The sequence below is a fragment of the Polaromonas aquatica genome (assembly GCF_042659145.1).
Taxonomy (GTDB): domain Bacteria; phylum Pseudomonadota; class Gammaproteobacteria; order Burkholderiales; family Burkholderiaceae_C; genus Polaromonas; species Polaromonas aquatica.
The window spans coordinates 627,016-646,839 of record NZ_JBHSRS010000018.1 but is presented as its reverse complement, the minus strand read 5'-3'; the positions used below and the strand labels follow the sequence as shown (position 1 = coordinate 646,839).

At 62.6% G+C, this 19,824-nt stretch carries 21 protein-coding genes and 1 pseudogene; 14 read left to right on the top strand and 8 right to left on the bottom strand.

Translation table 11 applies throughout. The annotated features are described in order from the left end of the window. Positions 1-15 precede the first annotated feature (15 nt). The 3 genes from ACFQND_RS11540 to ACFQND_RS11530 all read right to left on the bottom strand — a co-directional run bounded on the left by ACFQND_RS11540 (position 16) and on the right by ACFQND_RS11530 (position 3,305). The gene (locus ACFQND_RS11540; RefSeq protein WP_371438534.1) at positions 16-528 is read right to left on the bottom strand and encodes a hypothetical protein; all 513 of its coding nucleotides are present in this window, start codon (positions 526-528) and stop codon (positions 16-18) included. A 484-nt stretch (positions 529-1,012) separates the two neighbouring features. Next, entirely contained in the window at positions 1,013-2,197 is a 1,185-nt protein-coding gene (gene bktB, locus ACFQND_RS11535) for a beta-ketothiolase BktB (RefSeq protein ID WP_371438535.1), read from the bottom strand. A gap of 229 nt (positions 2,198-2,426) precedes the next feature. Beyond that, positions 2,427-3,305 carry a M14 family murein peptide amidase A gene (locus ACFQND_RS11530; protein ID WP_371438536.1) on the bottom strand — a complete coding sequence of 293 codons (879 nt, stop codon included), beginning with the start codon at positions 3,303-3,305 and terminating at the stop codon, positions 2,427-2,429. Between the two features lie 243 nt (positions 3,306-3,548). Between ACFQND_RS11530 and ACFQND_RS11525 the strand changes: the two genes are divergently transcribed. From ACFQND_RS11525 to ACFQND_RS11515, 3 genes are all read left to right on the top strand, one after another. Further along, positions 3,549-3,992, top strand: coding sequence for a flavin reductase family protein (locus ACFQND_RS11525; RefSeq protein WP_377413479.1), 444 nt, complete (start codon positions 3,549-3,551; stop codon positions 3,990-3,992). A gap of 74 nt (positions 3,993-4,066) precedes the next feature. Beyond that, entirely contained in the window at positions 4,067-4,567 is a 501-nt protein-coding gene (locus ACFQND_RS11520) for a BON domain-containing protein (RefSeq protein WP_371438538.1), read from the top strand. A gap of 209 nt (positions 4,568-4,776) precedes the next feature. Next, a complete protein-coding gene (locus tag ACFQND_RS11515; RefSeq protein WP_371438539.1) occupies positions 4,777-5,673 on the top strand; it encodes a DMT family transporter in 897 nt (298 codons plus the stop codon). 23 nt (positions 5,674-5,696) lie between these two features. Here the strand turns inward: ACFQND_RS11515 and ACFQND_RS11510 are convergent, their stop codons facing one another. Then, positions 5,697-6,131 (bottom strand): YbaY family lipoprotein, encoded by a 435-nt coding sequence (locus ACFQND_RS11510; protein WP_371438540.1) that lies wholly within the window; start codon positions 6,129-6,131, stop codon positions 5,697-5,699. After that, complete coding sequence (locus ACFQND_RS11505) at positions 6,128-8,233, bottom strand: acetoacetate--CoA ligase (protein ID WP_371438541.1); 2,106 nt, start codon at positions 8,231-8,233, stop codon at positions 6,128-6,130. The genes ACFQND_RS11510 and ACFQND_RS11505 overlap by 4 nt, the downstream gene beginning before the upstream one ends. Before the next feature lie 100 nt (positions 8,234-8,333). Here ACFQND_RS11505 and ACFQND_RS11500 point away from each other — a divergent pair, with 100 nt between their 5' ends. The 3 genes from ACFQND_RS11500 to ACFQND_RS11490 all read left to right on the top strand — a co-directional run bounded on the left by ACFQND_RS11500 (position 8,334) and on the right by ACFQND_RS11490 (position 11,422). Further along, positions 8,334-8,936: a TetR/AcrR family transcriptional regulator gene (locus ACFQND_RS11500; RefSeq protein WP_371438542.1), complete on the top strand. Its 603-nt coding sequence runs from the start codon at positions 8,334-8,336 to the stop codon at positions 8,934-8,936. A 225-nt stretch (positions 8,937-9,161) separates the two neighbouring features. After that, complete coding sequence (locus ACFQND_RS11495; RefSeq protein ID WP_371438543.1) at positions 9,162-10,046, top strand: alpha/beta hydrolase; 885 nt, start codon at positions 9,162-9,164, stop codon at positions 10,044-10,046. 89 nt (positions 10,047-10,135) lie between these two features. Continuing rightward, positions 10,136-11,422, top strand: coding sequence for a solute carrier family 23 protein (locus tag ACFQND_RS11490; RefSeq protein WP_371438544.1), 1,287 nt, complete (start codon positions 10,136-10,138; stop codon positions 11,420-11,422). Positions 11,423-11,510: 88 nt separating this feature from the next. Here the strand turns inward: ACFQND_RS11490 and ACFQND_RS11485 are convergent, their stop codons facing one another. Together ACFQND_RS11485 and ACFQND_RS11480 are read right to left on the bottom strand one after the other, a co-directional pair. Then, positions 11,511-11,840, bottom strand: a complete 330-nt coding sequence (locus tag ACFQND_RS11485) for a hypothetical protein (RefSeq protein WP_371438545.1) — start codon at positions 11,838-11,840, stop codon at positions 11,511-11,513. A 43-nt stretch (positions 11,841-11,883) separates the two neighbouring features. Next, the gene (locus ACFQND_RS11480) at positions 11,884-13,188 is read right to left on the bottom strand and encodes a hypothetical protein (RefSeq protein ID WP_371438546.1); all 1,305 of its coding nucleotides are present in this window, start codon (positions 13,186-13,188) and stop codon (positions 11,884-11,886) included. 136 nt (positions 13,189-13,324) lie between these two features. Here ACFQND_RS11480 and ACFQND_RS11475 point away from each other — a divergent pair, with 136 nt between their 5' ends. The 5 genes and pseudogenes from ACFQND_RS11475 to ACFQND_RS11455 form a co-directional block, all read left to right on the top strand. Next, on the top strand, positions 13,325-13,498 hold the full coding sequence (locus tag ACFQND_RS11475) for a hypothetical protein (RefSeq protein ID WP_377413474.1): 174 nt from the start codon (positions 13,325-13,327) through the stop codon (positions 13,496-13,498). 41 nt (positions 13,499-13,539) lie between these two features. Then, positions 13,540-13,878 carry an IS66-like element accessory protein TnpA gene (gene tnpA / locus ACFQND_RS11470; RefSeq protein WP_377413471.1) on the top strand — a complete coding sequence of 113 codons (339 nt, stop codon included), beginning with the start codon at positions 13,540-13,542 and terminating at the stop codon, positions 13,876-13,878. Then, on the top strand, positions 13,854-14,207 hold the full coding sequence (tnpB, locus tag ACFQND_RS11465) for an IS66 family insertion sequence element accessory protein TnpB (RefSeq protein ID WP_377413468.1): 354 nt from the start codon (positions 13,854-13,856) through the stop codon (positions 14,205-14,207). Before tnpA ends, tnpB begins: the two co-directional genes overlap by 25 nt. A 67-nt stretch (positions 14,208-14,274) precedes the next feature. Then, positions 14,275-15,840 carry an IS66 family transposase gene (tnpC, locus tag ACFQND_RS11460; RefSeq protein WP_377413465.1) on the top strand — a complete coding sequence of 522 codons (1,566 nt, stop codon included), beginning with the start codon at positions 14,275-14,277 and terminating at the stop codon, positions 15,838-15,840. Between the two features lie 67 nt (positions 15,841-15,907). Then, positions 15,908-16,204, top strand: a pseudogene (locus ACFQND_RS11455) (PaaI family thioesterase); the annotation flags it as partial. A 102-nt stretch (positions 16,205-16,306) separates the two neighbouring features. On the opposite strand, the gene ACFQND_RS11450 reads toward ACFQND_RS11455, so the two are convergent. Beyond that, the gene (locus ACFQND_RS11450) at positions 16,307-16,864 is read right to left on the bottom strand and encodes a cob(I)yrinic acid a,c-diamide adenosyltransferase (RefSeq protein WP_371438548.1); all 558 of its coding nucleotides are present in this window, start codon (positions 16,862-16,864) and stop codon (positions 16,307-16,309) included. Positions 16,865-17,096: 232 nt separating this feature from the next. Between ACFQND_RS11450 and ACFQND_RS11445 the strand changes: the two genes are divergently transcribed. From ACFQND_RS11445 to ACFQND_RS11435, 3 genes are all read left to right on the top strand, one after another. Next, a complete protein-coding gene (locus ACFQND_RS11445) occupies positions 17,097-17,423 on the top strand; it encodes an EF-hand domain-containing protein (protein ID WP_371438549.1) in 327 nt (108 codons plus the stop codon). A gap of 257 nt (positions 17,424-17,680) precedes the next feature. Continuing rightward, positions 17,681-19,102 carry an FAD-binding oxidoreductase gene (locus ACFQND_RS11440; protein ID WP_371438550.1) on the top strand — a complete coding sequence of 474 codons (1,422 nt, stop codon included), beginning with the start codon at positions 17,681-17,683 and terminating at the stop codon, positions 19,100-19,102. Positions 19,103-19,281: 179 nt separating this feature from the next. Then, entirely contained in the window at positions 19,282-19,824 is a 543-nt protein-coding gene (locus ACFQND_RS11435; protein WP_371438620.1) for an RNA polymerase sigma factor, read from the top strand.

The window sequence follows — 19,824 nt, the reverse complement described above, 5'->3', positions numbered from 1 at the left end:
TTAAGTGGATTAGGCCTACGCGTATGCAGACCAAACACGGGCGGCCAACAGAAGCAGAAATCCAATGAGCGCAAGTGCATTTCTTGTCTTGTACTGCCGATGTGCCGCGTCTTTCGCGATTTCAAGAGTCGGTTTGATTGCTTGGACCGTATTCGTCAGTTCCTGAACTCGCTTGATTGCCTCGTCAGGCGTGAAGATCTGCCCAGTTGCTTCGTTGATCAAAGTGCGACTGTCTTGCATCTTCGCCACCATTCCGCCCCGCGCCTCAAGCGCATGAAGCTTTCGACTGTTAAGGACAGTGACCAACAAAGTCTGTTCAATTCGACGGAAGCCCGCCACGATGGCCAGTACCAGAGTGAGAAGAGCGACCAGTTCAAGCAATGCCGGGTTTAGTGCGAGCTTCGTGGGTTTGTAGCTCTGCGCGACGAAGGCGCAGAGTGCACAAATCACTCCCAGGATGAAGTAGTCAAACTTCTCCGTAGAGGTTCTCCAATCGGAATGGAGTTTGTCGCTGCGGTCGGTGGACATGGTTCTTCGTGGGCCTAACGTAATGTATGCCGCAAAACCTGCGGCATAAAACGACGGCAGCAATCTAACCTGGACATTAAATACTCCTGAAGATGGCGTGCCTACAGAGTTTCAGGTCGAAGCACTGCATCTTTTATACAGAGATAAAAACTCCGTCAGCCCCGGCAAAACCCGCAGAGAAATCTACCAGCTTGTACGACCGGTGCGAGGCGCGCACGCCCACTACCTTTTGACTGAGACCTGAAGAGCCTTGCCGTCTCGCATCTTGGAGATTGCTACTTTATTGATAGCTAGTCACGCGCATTCCACGCTGACCAGAGGCCGATTTGATACTTAAAACAGGGCTTCCAGGCCAAAAATCCGCCCGCAAGCACCTGAAAAGCCCTTCACAGGGCCAAAACAGGCGATTTTCAGGCATCAAATCGCCTCTAAAACCAATAAAGACGGGCGCAACCAGCTATTAAAACCGTAGCGCCCGCACCCCTTACATCCGCTCAAAAATCGCCGCAATCCCCTGCCCGCCGCCTATGCACATGGTCACCAGTGCGTAGCGGCCCTTGATGCGTTGCAGTTCGTGGATGGCCTTGACGGTGATCAGTGCGCCGGTCGCGCCGATCGGGTGGCCGAGCGAGATGCCTGAGCCGTTGGGGTTGACCTTGGCCGGGTCCAGGCCGAGGTCGCGTGTGACGGCGCAGGCCTGGGCGGCGAAGGCTTCGTTGGCTTCGATGACGTCGAGGTCGCTGACCTTGAGGCCGGCTTTTTGCAGCGCGAGTTTGGTGGCGGGCACCGGGCCTATGCCCATGTACTGCGGGTCCACACCGGCATGCGCGTAGGCGACCAGGCGGGCCAGCGGCTTGGCGCCGCGGGCCTTGGCGGCGCCGGCTTCCATCAGCACCACGGCGGCGGCGGCGTCATTGATGCCGGAGGCATTGCCTGCGGTGACGGTGCCGTTTTCTTTCAAAAACACGGGCTTGAGCTTGGCCATGTCGGCCAGGCTGCAGTCGGCGCGGAAATGCTCGTCGGCCACATAGGCCACTTCGCCTTTTTTGCTCTTGAGCATCACGGGCACGATCTGGTCCTTGAAGTAGCCGGCCTCGGTGGCGCGCTGGGCGCGGTTGTGGCTTTCGACGGCGATGGCGTCCTGCTCTTCGCGGGTGATGCCCCATTTGGCGGCGATGTTCTCGGCCGTCACGCCCATGTGTATGGTCTTGAAGGGGTCGTGCAATGCGCCCAGCACCATGTCGACAAGTTTGGTGTCGCCCATGCGTGCGCCCCAGCGGGTGTTGAGGCTGGCGTAGGGGCCGCGGCTCATGTTTTCTGCGCCGCCGCCAATGGCGATGTCGTTATCGCCGAGCAAGATGCCCTGGGCCGCCGAGACAATCGCCTGCAGGCCGGAGCCGCACAGGCGATTCACGTTCATGGCGGTCGTGCCTTCAAGGCAACCGCCTTCGATGGCGGCCACGCGCGAGAGGTAAAGGTCGCGCGGCTCGGTGTTGACCACATGGCCGAACACGACCTGGCCGACGTCCTTGCCTTCCACGCCGGCGCGTGCCAGCGACTCGCGCACCACGGTGGCGGCCAGCTGGGTGGGTGGAATGTCCTTCAGGCTGCCGCCATAGGTACCAATGCCGGTGCGCACACCGCTGACAACAACAACTTCACGGCTCATGAGAGTCTCCTTTTATGACAGATGGGGGTGCTGGCGAGGCGCGCAGCGGGGATCACTGCACATCTTACTGACTGGAGACCCGGCTGCCGCCCTGGAAAGAAAAGCCCTGAAGCCGTGTACAAAACAGCTAGCTATGTTTTTGATAGCAAATCATGCAGACCACACCGTGACCAAAGGACTATTTCCCTAAAAAATCCGGATTTTTCAGGCCAGCGAGGCCCACGCCACGTCAGGGCTTTTGCGTAGGACCAGCTTTTGCCGGCTCGGCCCGGTTGCCAGGCCCCACACGCTCACTCATCCAGCGCAGCAGGTCCAGCCACATCTGGCGCATCTCGGCGTCCAGCGGTGTGCGTGTCGAGTTGGGCAGCTCTATGGTGACCACCGGCACGCCCTTGTGCACGCCGCCGTAGTTGCCCAGCGAGCCGGGAAAGATGCCGACCTGGTCGAGGTAGAGGCGGCCCAGCCTTGAAGGCGGCACAAAACCTTCCTTGGCCGGGCCGTCAAAGTCCAGCACGCCGTAGGGCGCGTGGATGCTGACGATGAGCTGGGGGTTGAAACTCTGCATTTCCTCAATCAAAAAGCGCGACTCGGGTTCGGACAGCGGCCTGGCGCCGGGGTAGCGGCGCGGGTCCTTGCGGGTGCGCTTTTCCCAATAGATTTTGGCGTCGCGCTCCCAGTTGGGGGTGGGGAAGTTGCGGTTCAGGTCCACGCCGTTGGCATTGACGCGGCGCGGCGGCTGGTTGAACAAGCCGTCGGGGTTGAGCGCCGGGATAAAACGCCAGTGCACCACCTGCGGCATGTCGGCCGGGGCCTGCTCGGCCAGCTTGATCCACTGCAGCGCCATCGATGCGGAAGACGGCTCGTCGCCATGGATTGCGCCCAGCACCATCACCCTGACTGTCGCGTTGTCGGGCTTGATGTCGCGCATCCAGAGCGTGCGGCCGTTGACGGAACGCGCGGCCGTCGGCTGCAGCGCGGTGGACTCACACAAGGCTTTTTTAACATTGGGCAGGCGGGCGGCAAACTCGTCGCAGGGGGCTGCGGATTGCGCGCCGCCGGCCATACAAAACAAAGCCGCCAGGGCCAGGGCACGGTAAGGAATGGGCATCCGTTTGAGTTTACCTGCGTGCCATGTCGTGCATCCCCGGCGCAGGCCACGAGGCAACGGCCAAGCGCCGGTACGCGGGATGCGGCAAAATCAGGGCCTGACTGCCTGCAGCGCCGGGTCGGCCAGCCTTGTTGCCTCAGGTAAATTACCCTTATGTTGTCCCCCGCCAAGAACGCCTCAGCCCAAGCCCCCAAAGCAAGAGAGCCGAGCTTTTCGCAGCGCGAATTTCGCGCATCACTTGCCATGTTTGCCACGGGCGTCACCATCGTGACGGCGCGCACGCCGAGCGGCGAGCTGATCGGGCTGACGGCCAACTCCTTCAATTCCGTGTCGCTGAACCCGCCGCTGGTGCTCTGGAGCCTGTCGCAGGCGGCCAGCTCCATGGCGGCGCTGAGCACGGGTTCGCACTATGCGATCAACATCCTTGCCGCAGACCAGAAAGCGCTGGCCGAACGTTTTGCCGGCAAGCGCGAGGACCGCTGGGCGGATGTGCCGTTTACCGAGGGGCCGGGCGGCTCGCCCATACTGGCGGGCGCGGCCGCCACGTTTGAATGCTTCAACCGCAGCCGTTATGAAGAAGGCGACCACGTCATCTTTGTCGGCGAGGTGGAGCGCTGCCACCACCGCGCGGGCGCCGCGCCGCTGCTGTTTCACGGCGGCAAGTTCTACACCGAACACCCCTTGTAAAACCGCACTGGCGCCCACGGGTGCCCACTTGCGCCTCTTGCCAATGCGCTGTGTGCGCGGCACGATGGCTGTCCATGCGACATTCTTTCCTGCCATGTCTGGCCCTGCTTTTGTGCCTGCCCCTGACCGGCCGGGCACAGCCGTCGCAGGAGAAAAAGAACTGGTTTGACGACCCGTTTTTCCAGGTCAGCGCAGGACTGCCCGATTGCCCCGTGCCCCTGGGCCCGCTGCTGACCTTCGAAGAGCAGCGCAGGGAGGCCCACTGGCGCGCCGAGCGCGGCACCAGTTGCTGGCTGGCCGGCCAGTGCCGGGACTCCAATGCCTACCGCTACGACAAGGACCTGGCTGCGCCGGTAGCAGCGGCACTGAAGGCCGTGCCGGGCATTGAAAGCGGCAGCGTCTGGGTCGTCATACAGCGCCGCTGGGTGTTTTTGCAGGGTTGCGTTGGCACACCCGGGCTGATGCGCCAGCTGGAGCGCGCAGCCAAGGCCGTACCCGAGGTTGAAACCGTGGTGCCCATGCTGCAGTTGGGGACCCGTGAAACACCACGCTACCCGACGGCCGACAAGCCGTAAGCCTCGGCGTCCCCAGCACCGAGCGTTGATCGCGGCTAACATCCAGTGTGGTGTTGTACGCTATCCGGTACATAAACCCGCGTCTTTTTGCCCATGGCGGCGTTGCAAATCCTCGCAATAGTGGAACTATTGCTGCGGTTTGCGCCTTGCCCTGGACAAAAATCCATCGGTTTTATTTGTACCGTCAAGCATGTAACACCACACTAGCGATGCGCCAGCACAAAACCCATCTCGACACCCTCGCCATTTCCCTGCTGCTGGGCTGCTGCCTGTTCTGGGGCTTCCAGCAGGTGCTGATCAAGGCCACGATTGCGGAGATACCGCCCATCTTCCAGGCGTCCTTGCGGCTGGCGGGTGCCACCGTCCTGCTCTGGTTATGGTGCCTGTGGCGCGGCGTCCCGCTGTTTAACCGGGACGGCACACTCAAGGCCGGGTTGCTGGCCGGCGCGCTGTTTGGTGCGGAATTCGCCTGCATCTACCTTGGCCTGCAGTACACCACCGCTTCGCGCCTGACCGTTTTTATGTACACCTCGCCTTTCTGGGTGGCGCTGCTGGTGCCGTTCTGGGTCAGCGCCGAAAGGCTGCGCGGCATGCAATGGGCCGGGCTGCTGCTTGCCTTTGCCGGCGTGGTGTTTGCCTTGTGGGAAGGGTTCACCTCAGGCCCGGGCGCCACCGCGCAGGGTGATGTGCTGGCACTGCTGGCCGGCATGTTTTGGGGACTGACCACGGTGGTGATCCGTGCATCGGGTCTCGTCAAAATCTCTGCCGAGAAACTCCTTTTTTATCAGCTTGCCATGAGCTGCGTGTGTTTTCCGCTGCTGTCGCTGGCGCTTGGGGAAACCTGGAGCTGGCGCTTCAGCCCCTTTGCAATTACCTCGCTTGCGCTGCAAACCGTGGTCGGCGCCTTTGCCAGCTACCTTGCATGGATGTGGCTGCTGGGGCGCTACCCGGCCACCAAGATTTCAGTCTTTGTGTTCTTCACGCCGCTGTTTGCACTGCTGTTTGGCGCGCTGTGGCTGCATGAAAGCGCCACGCCTGGCCTGCTGGCGGCACTGGCCACCGTGGCGCTGGGCATTGTGCTGGTGAATCGCAAGCCGGCGGCCTGAAAGGCCCTGCCTGCCTGCTTGCTTCAGGGCCTGGCGACCATGTGCAGGATCAGGTCGACGCGGTTGCCGTGGCCTTGCGTGAGGACCGGGTAAATCTTGTCGTTGATAAACAGCAGCTTGCCGCCCTGCTCTATGCGCGCCGCAACGGCATAACGCATGCGCGGGTCGATTCTTGCGGGGTCCACCGTCAACTCGAAAGGCAGCGGCACCTGGCTGCGCGTCGTGAAACGCTGCTCGGCCAGGACGACCGCCGCCGCGTCCATGCGCGAGACATCACGCAACTGCACAATCACGTCGCTGTCGGGCGGCAGTGCGATGCGCTGCAGATAAGACAGCGTGCCGGTCACACGCACGCCGGAAGGTGCAGTTGCCTGCGGCGCAGAAGCCGGGCCCGTGGCGCAAGCCGTCAGCAAACCGAGTACGCCCAGCGCGGCCATCGTCATCATTCGTCGTTTCATGTTTTCCTCGTGTTCAGGTAGTGTTGCGAGAACTGGACATACCAGTCCAGACAACCGGGGTTGGCCATCGCATCGCGATTGACCACCTTTTCGAGCGGCTGGCCCAGGAGCAGCTTCTTGATGGGCAACTCCTGCTTTTTACCAGACAGTGTGCGCGGGATTTCTGCAACCTGAAAAATGTCGTTGGGCACAAAACGCGGCGACAGCGCGGTCTTGACGGCGTTGTTCAGGCGGGCTTTCAGGGCATCGTCCAGCTGCACGCCGGGTTTCAACGCCACAAACAACGGCATGTAGCTTTCGCGGCCCAGGTATTCGAGGTCCACCACCATGGAGTCCAGCACTTCGGGCAGGGCCTCGATCGCACTGTAAAGCTCGCTGGTGCCCATGCGCAGCCCGTGACGGTTGATGGTGGCATCGCTGCGGCCGTAGATGATGCAGCCGCCCGCCGGCGTGATCTTGAGCCAGTCGCCGTGGCGCCAGACGTTCGGGTACATGTCGAAATAGCTGGAGATGTAGCGCGCATTGCCGGTATCGCCCCAGAAGTACAGCGGCATGGACGGGATCGGCTGGCTGCAGACCAGCTCGCCAACCTCGCCAATGACGGGCTGGCCGGCTTCGTTCCAGGCCTCGACCGCGCAGCCCAGCAGGCGGCATTGCATCTCGCCGGGAACCAGCGGCAGTTCGCGATTACCGCCTATAAACGCACCGGCAAAATCCGTCCCGCCGGAAATATTGCACCACCAGATGGGAGCCCCCACGCTCGCCACTGCGTGTCCTTCGCTGCCCCCCGGGGGGGCTGTGCTTGCTTGGGGCGGCCCGGCGCGGCGCACCTCCGATGTACCAATCTTCTCAAATTGCTCTGTGCCCCAACGCTGCGACTCTTCCGACAAGGGCGAGCCGGTCGTGCCCAGCGCGCGGACTTTTGTCAGGTCGCCGCAACTGGACAGGTCCATGCCGGACTTCATGCAGTTGGCAAAAAAGGCCGCGCCTGCGCCGAAGAATGTCGTCCCCGTTTGTGCCGCAAAACGCCACAGCGTGGTCCAGTCGGGTTTGTCCTTGCTTCCGCCCGGGTTGCCGTCAAAGATGACGCAGGTGGTGCCGTTGAGCAGGCCGCTGGTTTGCGCGTTCCACATCACCCAGCCGGTGGAGCTGTACCAGTGGTAGCGCTCGCCCAGGCTGTTGGCCTCATAGCTGCAGCCCACGTCGTTGTGCAGCACCTTGAGCGCCAGCGCGACGATGAGCGTGCCGCCGTGGCCGTGTACGATGGGTTTGGGCAGGCCGGTGGTGCCGCTGGAATAGACAATCCACAGCGGATGGTCAAACGGCAGCCAGACTGGTTCAAAAGCCGCTGTTTCGGCATCATTTCGGGCTGTAGCCTCCGTAAAACCTGCGCAACCAGCTATTGAATTTGTAGCACCCAGATTGTTGTGGATGATCACATGTTGCAGGCTTGGCAGCGCCGCACGCAACTCGGTCACCACTGCGGTACGGTCAATGTCGCGCCCGCCGTAGGTCACGCCGTCGCAGGCGATCAGGACCTTGGGTTCGATCTGCCGGAAGCGGTCCAGCACGGCGTTGGTGCCCATGTCGGGCGCGCACACACTCCACACCGCACCCAGGCTCACCGTTGCCAGGAAGGCCACCATGGTCTCAGGAATGTTGGGCAGGTAGGCCGCCACGCGGTCACCCGGCACAACGCCCTGCGCCTTCAGGTGCAGCGCCAGCGATGCAACCTGCTGGCGCAGCTCAGGCCAGCCCAGTTCACGCGCCGGACTGCCATCGGCCAGGCTTTTTTCGTTGTGGCTGATGATGGCGGGCAGGCCCGCTGCAGCGGCTGCATCGACATGGCGAAACACCTGCTGCGCGTAATTGACCTGCGCACCGGGAAACCATTTCGCGCCCGGCATGTGTTTATCCGCCAGTGCGGCCGTATGCGGCGTGGGTGAGTTGATGTCGAAATAGTCCCAGATGCTTTGCCAGAAAGCCTCCAGGTCGGTCACCGACCAGCGCCACAGCGCGTCGTAGTTGTCGAAGGACAGGCCTCGTGTTTCGTGAAGCCAGTTTTGGTAAATACGGATCTGGGGAATGTAGGGCGCGCTCATGGCCCCGAGCTTACCCGCCCCGGCGCCTCGCGTGGATCGGGAATTGCCCGGGCGATAGCATGGATTTTACTTTTCGCACAATCGTGCTAATATTCCGCGCATGGACGCCAAAACCCAGAAAAGCGAGATGACCCGCACCGCCATTGTCGGCGCGGGAATTGACCTGGCGTCCGCCGAGGGCCTGGAAGCCATCACCCTGCAGGCGGTGGCGGACCGCGTCGGCCTGTCCAAGAGCGGCGTGTTCTCGCGCATAGGCTCGCGCGAGGCCTTGCAGAAAGCCGTCATCGAGGAGTTTGGCCGGCGTTTCCTGGCCGATGTTTTTGTGCCCGCCATGCAGCAGCCCAAGGGCCTGCCGCGGCTGGACATGATTGTGCAGCGCTGGATAGTGCGCATGCGCGATGTGGAAGCCAAATCGGGTTGCATCTACACAGCGGGCGCGTTCGAGCTGGACGACAGGGAAGGCGAACTGCGCGACACCCTGCTGCAGGAGGTGACGCGCTGGCGTGCCGCGCTGCGGCGCACCGTCATACAGGCAGTCGAGGCCGGCGACCTGCAGGCTAACACCGATGCCGAGCAGCTCGTGGGAGAAATCTGCAACCTGTCCATAGGGCTGTTGCATGACGCACGTTTTCTGCGCGACAGCCGCGCAGCGGAACGTGCCCAGGCCTCCTGGAAGCGCCTGCTTAAAAGCTACCAGGCTTGAGCCTTTAAAACATCGGGGAGTCATTGTAGGTTTATGTGTTTTTGCAAGTCTCAATTTCGCACGATCGTGCGAATAAAGGAGCCATCATGTTGATTCTGATCATCGCCCTGGGTTTGTATGTCGCTGTTCGCGCTGTCGGCGCCGTGCTGGCTTCGCTGCGCAATTTGCCGCGCAGCAATGAAGACTGGATCTGGTACTGAGCCGGACACAAAAGGAAAGAACCCCATGACCCGTACATCCCTTGAGGCCACCTCGGCCTATTACAGCGCCAGCCCCATGACGCGGATATTCCGCTGGGGGCTGGGTGCCTCACAGCAACTCTGGCCGGCACTCGCCGTGCGCGCGGCCTACCGCCTGTTCTGCACGCCGCTGCCGCCCAAGTGGATCAGCCGCCGCAGGAGCTGGAGCCCGGACTGGCAGATTGAGCAATGGCCGTTCGAAAACGCCAGCCTGACGCTGTACACCAGGCGCACGGCAAGCACTGTCCCGGTGGTCTTGCTGGTGCACGGCTGGGGCGGCCATGCAGGCCAGATGCTGGCGCTGGCCGATGAAGTGCTCAAACAGGGCCTGCAGCCGGTGCTGCTTGAAATGCCGGCACACGGCCGCAGTCGGGGTGCCAGCAGCAACCTCCCGCAGTTTGCCCGCGTGCTGGACTATGCGGCAGCGCGCCTGCAGCAACAAGGCCGCACGCTGCGCGGCATGGTGGCGCATTCGCTGGCGGCCAACGCCGCTGCTTACGCGGCCAGCCGGGGACTTGCCGCTGGCCGCCTGGTACTGCTCGCGCCGCCGGCTTCGCCGCTGGAGTACACACGGCTTTTTGCGCACGTGTTTGGCCTGCGCGAAGCAACACGCGCGGCCATGCAGCGGCGCATTGAAGTGCGTGAAGGCATGTTGATGCCCTTGTTCGAGCCAGCGGCTGTCGGCCCGCGCATCCGCATGCCCACGCTGGTCGTGCACGACAGGCAGGACAGCATCAACCGCTTTGCAGATGGCGTGGCCTATAGCCAGGCGATTGAAGGTGCCCGCCTGGTGGCAACAGAGGGCCTGGGACACAGGCGAATCCTGAAGGACGGCGCCGTGCTGCAGCAGGTCTGTGCTTTCCTGGTCTGACCCCTGATCTTCTTCCTGCTGCTTTTTTACTCTTGTGCGGGAGACCCATTCCCTCTAGCATTGCCCCCACCACAAACTAGGAGAGAGAGATGGGAATGCTGGACTGGACAGAAAAAAGCAGCGCGGTATTGCAACAGGGCGGCGTGATTGCGCCCGATGAGCGCCTGCCGTGGCCGCAAACGACAGTGATGGGGGTACAACACGTGATTGCGATGTTTGGCTCCACGGTGCTGGCACCGCTGCTGATGGGCTTCGATCCCAACATCGCCATCCTGATGAGCGGTATAGGCACGCTGATATTTTTTGTCATCACCGGCGGCAAGGTGCCGAGCTACCTGGGTTCGAGTTTTGCCTTCATCGGTGTGGTGATCGCCGCCACTGCCTACGCCGGCAAAGGCGCCAATGCCAACATCGGCGTAGCGCTGGGCGGCATCATTGCCTGCGGCGCGGTCTACACCCTGGTCGGCTTTATCGTGCAGGCGGTGGGCACCAACTGGATAGAACGCTTCATGCCACCCGTGGTGACCGGCGCGGTGGTGGCGGTGATTGGCCTGAACCTGGCCAGCATCCCCGTCAAGAACATGGCGGCCAGCAACTTTGATTCATGGATGCAGGTGGTGACCTTTGTCAGCGTCGCCCTGGTCGCGGTGATGACACGTGGCATGGTGCAGCGCCTCTTGATCCTGGTCGGACTGATTCTGGCCAGCGTGATTTATGCGCTGCTGACCAACGGCCTGGGCTGGGGCAAACCGATTGATGTCTCGGGCATCGCCAACGCCGCCTGGGTGGGCTTGCCCAACTTCACGGCGCCCGTGTTCACGGCCAACGCCATGATGCTGATCGTGCCCGTGGTGATTATTCTGGTGGCCGAAAACCTGGGCCACATCAAGGCCGTGACGGCCATGACCGGCAAAAACCTGGACGTCTACATGGGCCGCGCCTTTATAGGCGACGGTGTGGCGACCATGGTGTCGGGAAGCGCTGGCGGCACCGGTGTCACCACCTACGCGGAAAATATCGGTGTGATGGCGGCCACCAAGATTTATTCGACCGCCGTGTTTGTGGTGGCGGCGCTGATTGCCGTGCTGCTGGGTTTCAGCCCCAAGTTCGGCGCGCTGATCCAGGCGATTCCGCTGCCGGTGATGGGCGGCGTGAGTATCGTGGTGTTTGGCCTGATCGCAATTGCCGGCGCCCGCATCTGGGTCACCAACAAGGTTGATTTTTCGGACAACAAAAACCTGCTGGTGGCGGCCATCACCCTGGTGCTGGGCACGGGTGACTTCACGCTGAAGTTCGGCCAGTTTGCGCTGGGTGGCATCGGGACCGCGACCTTTGGCGCCATCCTGCTGTACGCGCTGCTCAACCGCAAAGCATAAGCCCCCACGCTTGTCGCTGCGCCTGCGGGCCGGCAGAGCCGGACCCGCGGCCCCTGCTTGAAGGAAGGAGGCCGCCCCGTCAGCGGCGCTAGCCCTTGGCCCTGGCCAGCGCGGCCTTGGTGGCCGCCAGTTCGCGCTCCAGGTCGGCGCGCTCGTCGATTTCCTGCGCCAAAACCTCGTTGACCTCGGCCAGGTCTTGCGCGGTGTCCTGGATCTTGTTTTCCAGGGCATCGGTTTTTTGCAGGGCCTGGGCGACTTCACCGACCTGCACATAGCCGGGGATTTCCTGCTTGAGTACCGCATTGATCACCACCAGTTCGGCGGCGGATTGCTCCACGGTGTCCTTGGCGGTTTCATTCTGGTCAAGCGCGCGCGCCAGCGGTGTTGGCTTGGAGGAAGAAGTGGGTTGCTGTGACATGACGGGGCCTCGATTGAATTTCAAGAACAAGGAAAACCACAACTCACGGGACTTGCCGGGCGGGTGCAGTGCTGCTTTTACCATCCGGCCCCGATCCAAATATTTTACCCAGTGCAGCGCCCACACGGGCGCCGATCACCGTGCCCACACCAGGCAGTACCGCAGTTCCCACCACGGCACCGGCCACCGCGCCGCCGGGCACGCTGACCGAAACATTGTTTGTAGCGCCGCTGACCTTGAGCGGCACACCGACCACGCCCTTGACCAGGTCGACCGCGAACTCCGCCTCGATTTGCCGGTTGAACAGGCGCGCATCGCCTGATGCGCTCAAGGCGCCGGATTTGGCGTTGATGCCCCTGAAATACGTCACCATGCCGTCCGCTGTGTTTTGTGTTTCCAGCTTGCCCGTAACGCTGTCCAGCGGCGTTTGTCCTGCATGTTCCCTGCCCGCCGTGTGAATCGCCTTGTCCAGGTCAAAGTGCAGCAGCTTGCCCGGCCCCATGACAAAAGTTGTCCGGGTGTTGAACGATTGCGCAAGCTCCATGCCGTTAACGCCATCAGCCGAAAGCGTGCTGTCGCCCGAAACCTTGCCGGCAATCGCGGGCCGGCGATTGAATGCCTGAAGCGCGCTGGAAACCTCCACCTGCTGCGGCTTGAGCTTGCCGGCCAGGTGAAGGCGGCCCCTGGCCGACGTTTGCAACTCCACCTCCCCGTCGACCGTGCCGCCGCCAAGCCTGATGCGCACGGTCCAGTGATCGTCCTGGCCCAGCCGCTCCAGGGACAGGCTGGTCGCCGGAGCGAATTCGGGCCTGCGCAGCTCCGCGCTGCGTGGGCGCCAGCCACTGTCAAAGTCAACCGCTCCGTCGTAAATGACAGGGATGCCGCGGCGCGAAATCCAGGTGAGCTGACGAAATACAAAACGTTGCAATGGAAGCTCGGCGGCAATCCAGCCGTTCGGGTTGCGCGCTTCAGCCACGCCACCGCCCGGCCTGCCCAGTCCCGACAAGGACAGTTGCGGCACCACTGCACCGTCAAGCTCGGCACGATCGAGCTTGATGCGACGCTGCCAAAGGGCGCTCAGCTCCGGGTAAAGGGTGAGTTTTTTTATCTGCACAGGCTGGGCTTGCGCCGTGACAGCGTCCGCGATCACCAGGGCAGGCGACGGCAACAAACGCCAGTGCACCGCACCCACACTGACCTTGACGCCTAAAGCCGCTTCCAGTTTTGCCACTACACGCCTGGCCAGTTCTTCATCCGAAGGGATAAGGCGCACAAGGGCGACACCGAGCAGGACCAGCATGCAAACGCCCACACCCAAGCCCGTCCACCATTGGTGCCTGCGTGTCACGGAAAGCCTGCTGTCCTGAGCATTTCACCCAGCCTAAACCCGCGCACCCCGGGCTCAGGCCGGGCAAGTGATCGACCACTTGTAGGCCTTAACCTTATAGTGGAGGCATCACGTCAACGCCCAACCCCACAAAACCATGAACATCTGGAAGCAAGCCATCTCCATCGAAGCGCTCACAGCGGGTAGCGCCAACAGCGCAGTCTCCCACCTGGGGGTCGAATTTCTTGAAGTAGGCGAGGATTTCATTCGCGCCCGCGTGCCGGTAGACCGTAAGCGTCCGGCCAACCCCTTCTTGAATTTGCCTGGCTAAGCGGCAACGATGGTGTCCACCAAGGAATTTAAGTGGACACCATGAAAGACTCCAAGAAGATCACCCGGCGACGTCATGATCCCGGTCTCAAGGCGCTGATTCTGAGCGAGTGCGAGCGGCCTGGAGCGTCGGTGGCGAGCGTGGCGATGTCGCACGGGATCAACGCAAACATCGTGCACAAGTGGCGCCGCCTGGCAAATGCGGGCACGGTGCCTTTGGCAGATACCGTCTTCATTCCGGTCGCACTGCCCGCGCCGGCGGCTACTACTGCGCAGGACATCCGAGTTGAGTTGCGTCGAGGCGCCACGACGATGACGATTACCTGGCCGGTTGCCAGTGCCGGTGACTGTGCGGTGTGGATGCGCGAGTTGCTGCGGTGATCCGGGTTGACGCTGTGTGGCTTGCCGTGGCACCACTGGACATGCGCTCGGGAAGCGAAGCAGCGCTGGCGCGTGTGGTCGGGGTGTTTGGCTCAGCGCGCCCTCACCACGCTTACCTGTTTGCCAATCGGCGGGCCAACCGAATGAAGGTGCTCGTGCACGATGGCATTGGCGTATGGCTGGCCGCACGGCGGTTGAACCAGGGCAAGTTCGTCTGGCCCAAGGATGGCGGGCCCACGCTGGGACTGACGCGCGTGCAGCTTGATGCCCTCGTGCTGGGCCTGCCGTGGCAGCGCCTGGGCGAAGCTGGCGTCATCACGGTGCTGTAGCGAGGCAGCGTGCAATTGGCGAAACCTCCAATGCGCATTGGCGGGGGAGTCGGCATGATCGACTCTCGTGATCGATACCACGCAACTCGACCAGCTCAACGCGCAGCAACTGCGCGTGACGGTGCTCTCCCTGATGGAGAAGATGGCCGGCCAGAGCGCCGCCATCGAGCGCAAGGACCGCGAGATTGCCTTCAAGCAGGCCGTCATCGACAAGATCACCCACGAGATGGCGGTGCTCAAGCGGTTGAAGTTCGCGGCCAAGTCCGAAGCCTACAGCTCTGAGCAGAAGAGCCTGCTGGACGAAACCATCGACGCTGACCTGGAGGCGCTTCAGCGCGAGCTCAATGCCGTGCAGCCGCCTGTCAAAGACGACGCCGACAAGCAAAAGCCCAAGCGCCAACCGCTGCCCGGGAACCTGCCGCGTCGCGAGATTCGTCACGAGCCCGAGTCCACCACCTGTGCCTGCGGCTGCCAGTTGAAGCGCATCGGCGAGGACGTTGCCGAGAAGCTGGACTACCAGCCGGGCGTGTTCACGGTAGAGCGCCACATCCGCGGCAAATGGGTCTGCTCTCAGTGCGAGACCTTGATCCAGGCGCCGGTGCCGGCGCACGTCATCGACAAAGGGCTGCCCACGGCGGGCCTGCTGGCCCAGGTGCTGGTGGCCAAGTACGCCGACCATCTGCCGCTGTACCGGCAGGAGGCGATCTTTGCTCGGGCTGGCTTCGGGATTGCCCGCTCGACGCTGGCGCAATGGGTGGGTGCCTGCGGCGTGCAGTTGCAGCCGTTGGTACAGGCTCTGCGGGCAGAGTTGCTGCGTCACAGCGTGCTGCACGCCGACGAGACGCCGGTGCAGATGCTCAAGCCGGGAGCGGGCAAGACGCACCGCGCCTACCTGTGGAGCTACTGCACCACCACGTACAACCCGACCCGCGCCGTGGTGTTTGACTTCGCCGATAGCCGAGGCGGCCAGCATTGCAGGGCCTTCCTGGGACTGCCCGGCCATGACGGCTGGCACGGCAGCTTGGTGTGCGATGACTTCAGCGGCTACAAAGCCTGCTTCCAGATGGGCGTGAGCGAAGCCGGTTGCCTGGCACACGCCCGTCGCAAGTTCCACGAGCTGTGGGTCAACCACCAGAGCACGATCGGCGAGCAGGCGCTCAAATTCTTCGTACAGCTGTATGAAGTCGAGCGCGAAGTGCATGAACTGGACGTCCCCGAGCGAAGACGAATACGCCAGGAGCGCAGTCGCCCGGTGGCCGATGCGCTACACCTGTGGCTCACGCAGCAGCGCCGCAAGCTGCCCGAGGGCTCGGCCACGATCAAAGCCATCGACTACAGCCTCAACCGATGGGCGGCGCTCACGCGCTACATCGACGACGGGAACCTGCCCGCAGACAACAACTGGGTGGAGAACCAGATCCGGCCGATTGCCATCGGGCGCTCGAACTGGCTGTTCGCCGGATCGCTACGGGCGGGACAGCGTGCGGCCGCCGTGATGAGCCTGGTGCACTCGGCACGGCTGAACGGGCATGATCCCTATGCGTACCTGCGCGACATTCTTGAGCGGCTACCGACTCAGCCGGCAAGCCGCATTGACGAACTGCTGCCGCATCGGTGGTCTACGGTCATCTGACCGCCAATTCTTCATACAGCTGTATAGACTTGCCCGCCGGTCAAGACGGGTTCACCGGACGCTTACGGTAGACCAGCGCACCGTGCAGCCCTATGGCCTGCTGCATGGCGGCGTGTCCGTGGTGCTGGCTGAAACGCTGGGCTCCTGCGGCGCAGCCTATGCAGTGCCCGAGGGCCATCGCGTGGTCGGGCTGGACATCAACGCCAACCACCTCAAGGGCACCTCCAGCGGCTGGGTCACCGGCATCACGCGCCCGGTCCACATAGGCCGCAGCACACACGTCTGGTCCATTGAACTGACCAACGACGCGGGCGAGCTGACATGTGTTTCACGCATCACCATGGCGGTTTTGCAACCTAGATAACGGAACACCCCTGTTGCGGGCTCACTGCGTGAGCCGCCTCTCCCCTTGCAGGGGACGCCGCTGGTGGCCCGCCGAAGCCGGTTCCACGGCGGCCTGGATTAATCAACTGTTTTTTAGTCTTTCGCTTTTCCAGTACACGTCGTCACCGCCGTTCATGCGGTTCAGCACGCGCGACAGCACAAACAGCAAATCACTCAGGCGGTTCAGGTACTGGCGCGGCGCATCCTTGAGCGGCTCTGCGGCACCGAGCGCAACCACCGCCCGCTCGGCGCGGCGTGCCACGGTGCGGCACACATGCGCCTGCGATGCAGCGCGTGAGCCGGCCGGCAAAATGAATTCGGCCAGGCGCGGCAATTTGGCGTTGTGTTCTTCCAGCGCGGCATCAAGCAGCGCCACCGCTTCGGGCTTGAGCAGCTCAAAACCCGGAATGCTCAACTCGCCGCCTAGGTTAAACAGCTGGTGCTGCACCTCGACCAGCAGCTCGCGCACACCGGCAGGCATGTCCTCGCACAACAGCAGGCCGATCTGCGAGTTCAGTTCATCGACATCACCCATGGCGTGAACGCGCAGGCTGTCCTTGGACACGCGCGTGTTGTCGCCCAGGCCGGTGGTGCCGTTGTCACCGGTGCGGGTAGCGATTTGTGAAAGTCTGTTGGCCATAAAAAGTATTGCTTCCGTGAAGCCGCGCGCAAACCTTGCAGGGGTTACGCAGGGCAAGAAAATGTGTCGTTCTGCGTGATCATGTCAGTGAGGAAACAGCAGGCAAGAGTACTGGCAAACCCTTGGCCGATGCGTTGCAATGGAGGCTTCTTAACTTCATGGGATCTCCCGCATGACCGTCTTCGCAACGCCATCCAGCAAAGTCAAAAAACATTCTATTCCCAACTTCGAAATGCGCAGCGTTCTCTTCATGGCCGCACTGGCCATAGGCAGCATCAACGTTTCGCATGCGCAAGCGGCGGCGCCCTCCCCGGCCGGCCAGAACCCCTCGCCCACACAAATGAGCCCTTCGGGCACGACGGGCAGTATTGCGCCCAACAAGGCCAGCAGCAAGGATGTGGATGCGGCCTTTGCCCGAAGCGACACCAACAAGGATGGAAAGCTGGACCGCAAGGAAGCAGAAAACCTGCCGGCCGTCGCGCAGCGCTTTGACCAGATCGATGCCAACCACGACGGTTTCATTTCGCGCGAAGAGTTCAACAAGGCTGCAGGGGCCTGACCCACGACACCCGCCGGCTGCGCAATGCCGTCGGCGGGTGCTTCCGGCGATCAAACCACAACGGTGCCTGTGGCCTTGAGGGCAAACGCCCCAGACATGGGTTGGGCCTGGTCGGCCCATTGATGATTTTTGCCGGGCCCATGGGCTGACTACTCCATAATGTTTGATTCCAGCGGCCTCTTGGGGGCCGCTGGTGGCAAACCCCGCCTCGTGCGCCGCAGGAAAAGAGCAGCGGCGAGAAGTATCTGGAGACGACCATGAATGCACCCCTGCCTGTACACCTGCTGCCCGAGATCGCCCAGCGCGAAACACCGGCCGCGCTGATAGACGCACTTAAAACCCGTTTTGCCGAACGCTGCTCCACGGCCCTGGTGGTGCGCGAGCAGCACGGCCGCGACGAGTCATCCTTTGCCGCGCCGCCACCCGCCGCCGTGGTGTTTGCCGAGAGCACGGCCGATGTGGCCGATGCCGTGAAACTGGCCGGCCAGTACAACGTACCGGTGATTCCTTTTGGTGTCGGCACCTCGCTGGAGGGTCATCTGCTGGCCATACAGGGCGGCATCAGCATTGACGTGAGCCGCATGAACAAGGTGCTGCACATCAACTCCGAAGACCTCACCGTCACCGTGCAGCCCGGCGTGACCCGCAAGCAGCTCAATGAAGAGGTCAAGAGCACGGGCCTATTCTTCCCCATCGACCCGGGCGCCGACGCCACGCTGGGCGGCATGAGCGCCACGCGCGCCAGCGGTACCAACGCCGTGCGTTACGGCACCATGCGCGAGAACGTGCTGGCGCTGGAAGTGGTCACGGCCAGCGGCGAGGTCATACGCACCGGCACGCGCGCCAAAAAGTCGTCGGCCGGTTACGACCTGACGCGCCTGATGGTTGGCAGCGAAGGCACCCTGGGCGTGATCACTGAAGTCACCGTCAAACTCTACCCATTGCCCGAAGCCATCTCGGCGGCGGTGTGCTCCTTTCCCAGCATTGAGGCCGCCGTGCGCACCACGATTGAAGTGATACAGCTGGGTGTGCCGATTGCACGCGTGGAGTTGATAGACCACAACACCGTGCGCATGGTGAATGCTCATTCCAAGCTCAGCCTGCGCGAAGAACCGATGTTGCTGATGGAGTTTCATGGTTCGCCCAGCAGCGTCAAGGAACAAGCCGAGCTGGTGCAGGAAATTGCCAGCGGCCACGGCGGCAACGCTTTTGAATGGGCCAGCACACCCGAAGAACGCACACGCCTGTGGACGGCGCGTCACAACGCCTACTTTGCGGCCATCCAGTCCAAGCCCGGCTGCCGTGCGATTTCAACCGACACCTGCGTGCCGATTTCACGCCTGGCCGACTGCCTTCTGGAGTCCGTCGCCGAGGCCGATGCCAGCGGCATCCCCTACTTCCTGGTGGGCCATGTGGGCGACGGCAACTTCCACTTCGGCTACCTGATTGATCCCGACAAACCAGAGGAACGCGAAGCCGCCGAAGTACTGAACCACAAGCTGGTCAGCCGCGCGCTCAGCCTGGAAGGCACCTGCACCGGCGAACACGGCGTGGGCCTGCACAAGATGGACTTCCTGCTGACCGAGGCGGGCGGCGGCGCGGTGGAGATGATGCGCGTCATCAAGCGCGCGCTGGACCCGAAAAATATCATGAACCCGGGCAAAATTTTCACGCTGTAAGCGCCCGGGCGCCAGGCCCAGCCCGTAGCGCCATTTTTCAAGCCAAATCAGCCTTCAGCCCTTACCCTTCCTGCGTGACCAGCTATCATTTTTGAAAAATCACGCGCGCACTGCAGGCGCTGCCGAAAATTATTTCGCATCCGAGGGAATAAAACCCCGCGCCCCGCGCTCTTATGCGCATGATCCTGACGGCGGAGTCCCGCTACAACCAATGGGTGCGCGAGCACTACCGCTTTTTGCTGCGCAGCGCCTGGGCGCTGATGGGTTCGCGCGCGGTCGCTGAAGACGTGGTGCAGGACTGCTTCACCAGCGCCTGGAAACACCGCAAACAGCTGCGTGACCCGGCGCTGGCGCGTGCCTGGCTGTTCCAGATCATGCGGCGCCACGCCCTGCGCCACATGGCGCCGCAACCGCAATCACTGGAAGACGCTGACCTGGTGGCGGACGAGGCTGCGCCCGAGGGCAGCCTGGACGACCAGCTCGATGTGGTCAAGGCGCTGGCACGCATAGCACCCATACACCGCGAGGTGCTTGTGCTGTTTTATTTCGACGACATGCCAACCGCACAGATGGCGCAGGCGCTGGAAATTGCGCCCGGCACCGTGCTGTCGCGGCTGGCGCGGGCGCGCGATGCGCTGAAAGCCGCAATGCGCCCCACAGCCGCCCTCACCCCGGCGGCTGTGGCCGCTGTGCCCCAAGACAGACGTCTGCGAAAGGTCTGA

Excerpts from the sequence above, each read along its gene's own strand:
- ACFQND_RS11540 (WP_371438534.1), bottom strand. The coding sequence starts at position 528 with ATGTCCACCGACCGCAGCGACAAACTCCATTCCGATTGGAGAACCTCT.
- bktB (WP_371438535.1), bottom strand. The coding sequence starts at position 2,197 with ATGAGCCGTGAAGTTGTTGTTGTCAGCGGTGTGCGCACCGGCATTGGT.
- ACFQND_RS11530 (WP_371438536.1), bottom strand. The coding sequence starts at position 3,305 with ATGCCCATTCCTTACCGTGCCCTGGCCCTGGCGGCTTTGTTTTGTATG.
- ACFQND_RS11525 (WP_377413479.1), top strand. The coding sequence starts at position 3,549 with ATGTTTGCCACGGGCGTCACCATCGTGACGGCGCGCACGCCGAGCGGC.
- ACFQND_RS11520 (WP_371438538.1), top strand. The coding sequence starts at position 4,067 with ATGCGACATTCTTTCCTGCCATGTCTGGCCCTGCTTTTGTGCCTGCCC.
- ACFQND_RS11515 (WP_371438539.1), top strand. The coding sequence starts at position 4,777 with ATGCGCCAGCACAAAACCCATCTCGACACCCTCGCCATTTCCCTGCTG.
- ACFQND_RS11510 (WP_371438540.1), bottom strand. The coding sequence starts at position 6,131 with ATGAAACGACGAATGATGACGATGGCCGCGCTGGGCGTACTCGGTTTG.
- ACFQND_RS11505 (WP_371438541.1), bottom strand. The coding sequence starts at position 8,233 with ATGAGCGCGCCCTACATTCCCCAGATCCGTATTTACCAAAACTGGCTT.
- ACFQND_RS11500 (WP_371438542.1), top strand. The coding sequence starts at position 8,334 with ATGGACGCCAAAACCCAGAAAAGCGAGATGACCCGCACCGCCATTGTC.
- ACFQND_RS11495 (WP_371438543.1), top strand. The coding sequence starts at position 9,162 with ATGACCCGTACATCCCTTGAGGCCACCTCGGCCTATTACAGCGCCAGC.
- ACFQND_RS11490 (WP_371438544.1), top strand. The coding sequence starts at position 10,136 with ATGGGAATGCTGGACTGGACAGAAAAAAGCAGCGCGGTATTGCAACAG.
- ACFQND_RS11485 (WP_371438545.1), bottom strand. The coding sequence starts at position 11,840 with ATGTCACAGCAACCCACTTCTTCCTCCAAGCCAACACCGCTGGCGCGC.
- ACFQND_RS11475 (WP_377413474.1), top strand. The coding sequence starts at position 13,325 with ATGAACATCTGGAAGCAAGCCATCTCCATCGAAGCGCTCACAGCGGGT.
- tnpA (WP_377413471.1), top strand. The coding sequence starts at position 13,540 with ATGAAAGACTCCAAGAAGATCACCCGGCGACGTCATGATCCCGGTCTC.
- ACFQND_RS11450 (WP_371438548.1), bottom strand. The coding sequence starts at position 16,864 with ATGGCCAACAGACTTTCACAAATCGCTACCCGCACCGGTGACAACGGC.
- ACFQND_RS11445 (WP_371438549.1), top strand. The coding sequence starts at position 17,097 with ATGCGCAGCGTTCTCTTCATGGCCGCACTGGCCATAGGCAGCATCAAC.
- ACFQND_RS11440 (WP_371438550.1), top strand. The coding sequence starts at position 17,681 with ATGAATGCACCCCTGCCTGTACACCTGCTGCCCGAGATCGCCCAGCGC.
- ACFQND_RS11435 (WP_371438620.1), top strand. The coding sequence starts at position 19,282 with ATGATCCTGACGGCGGAGTCCCGCTACAACCAATGGGTGCGCGAGCAC.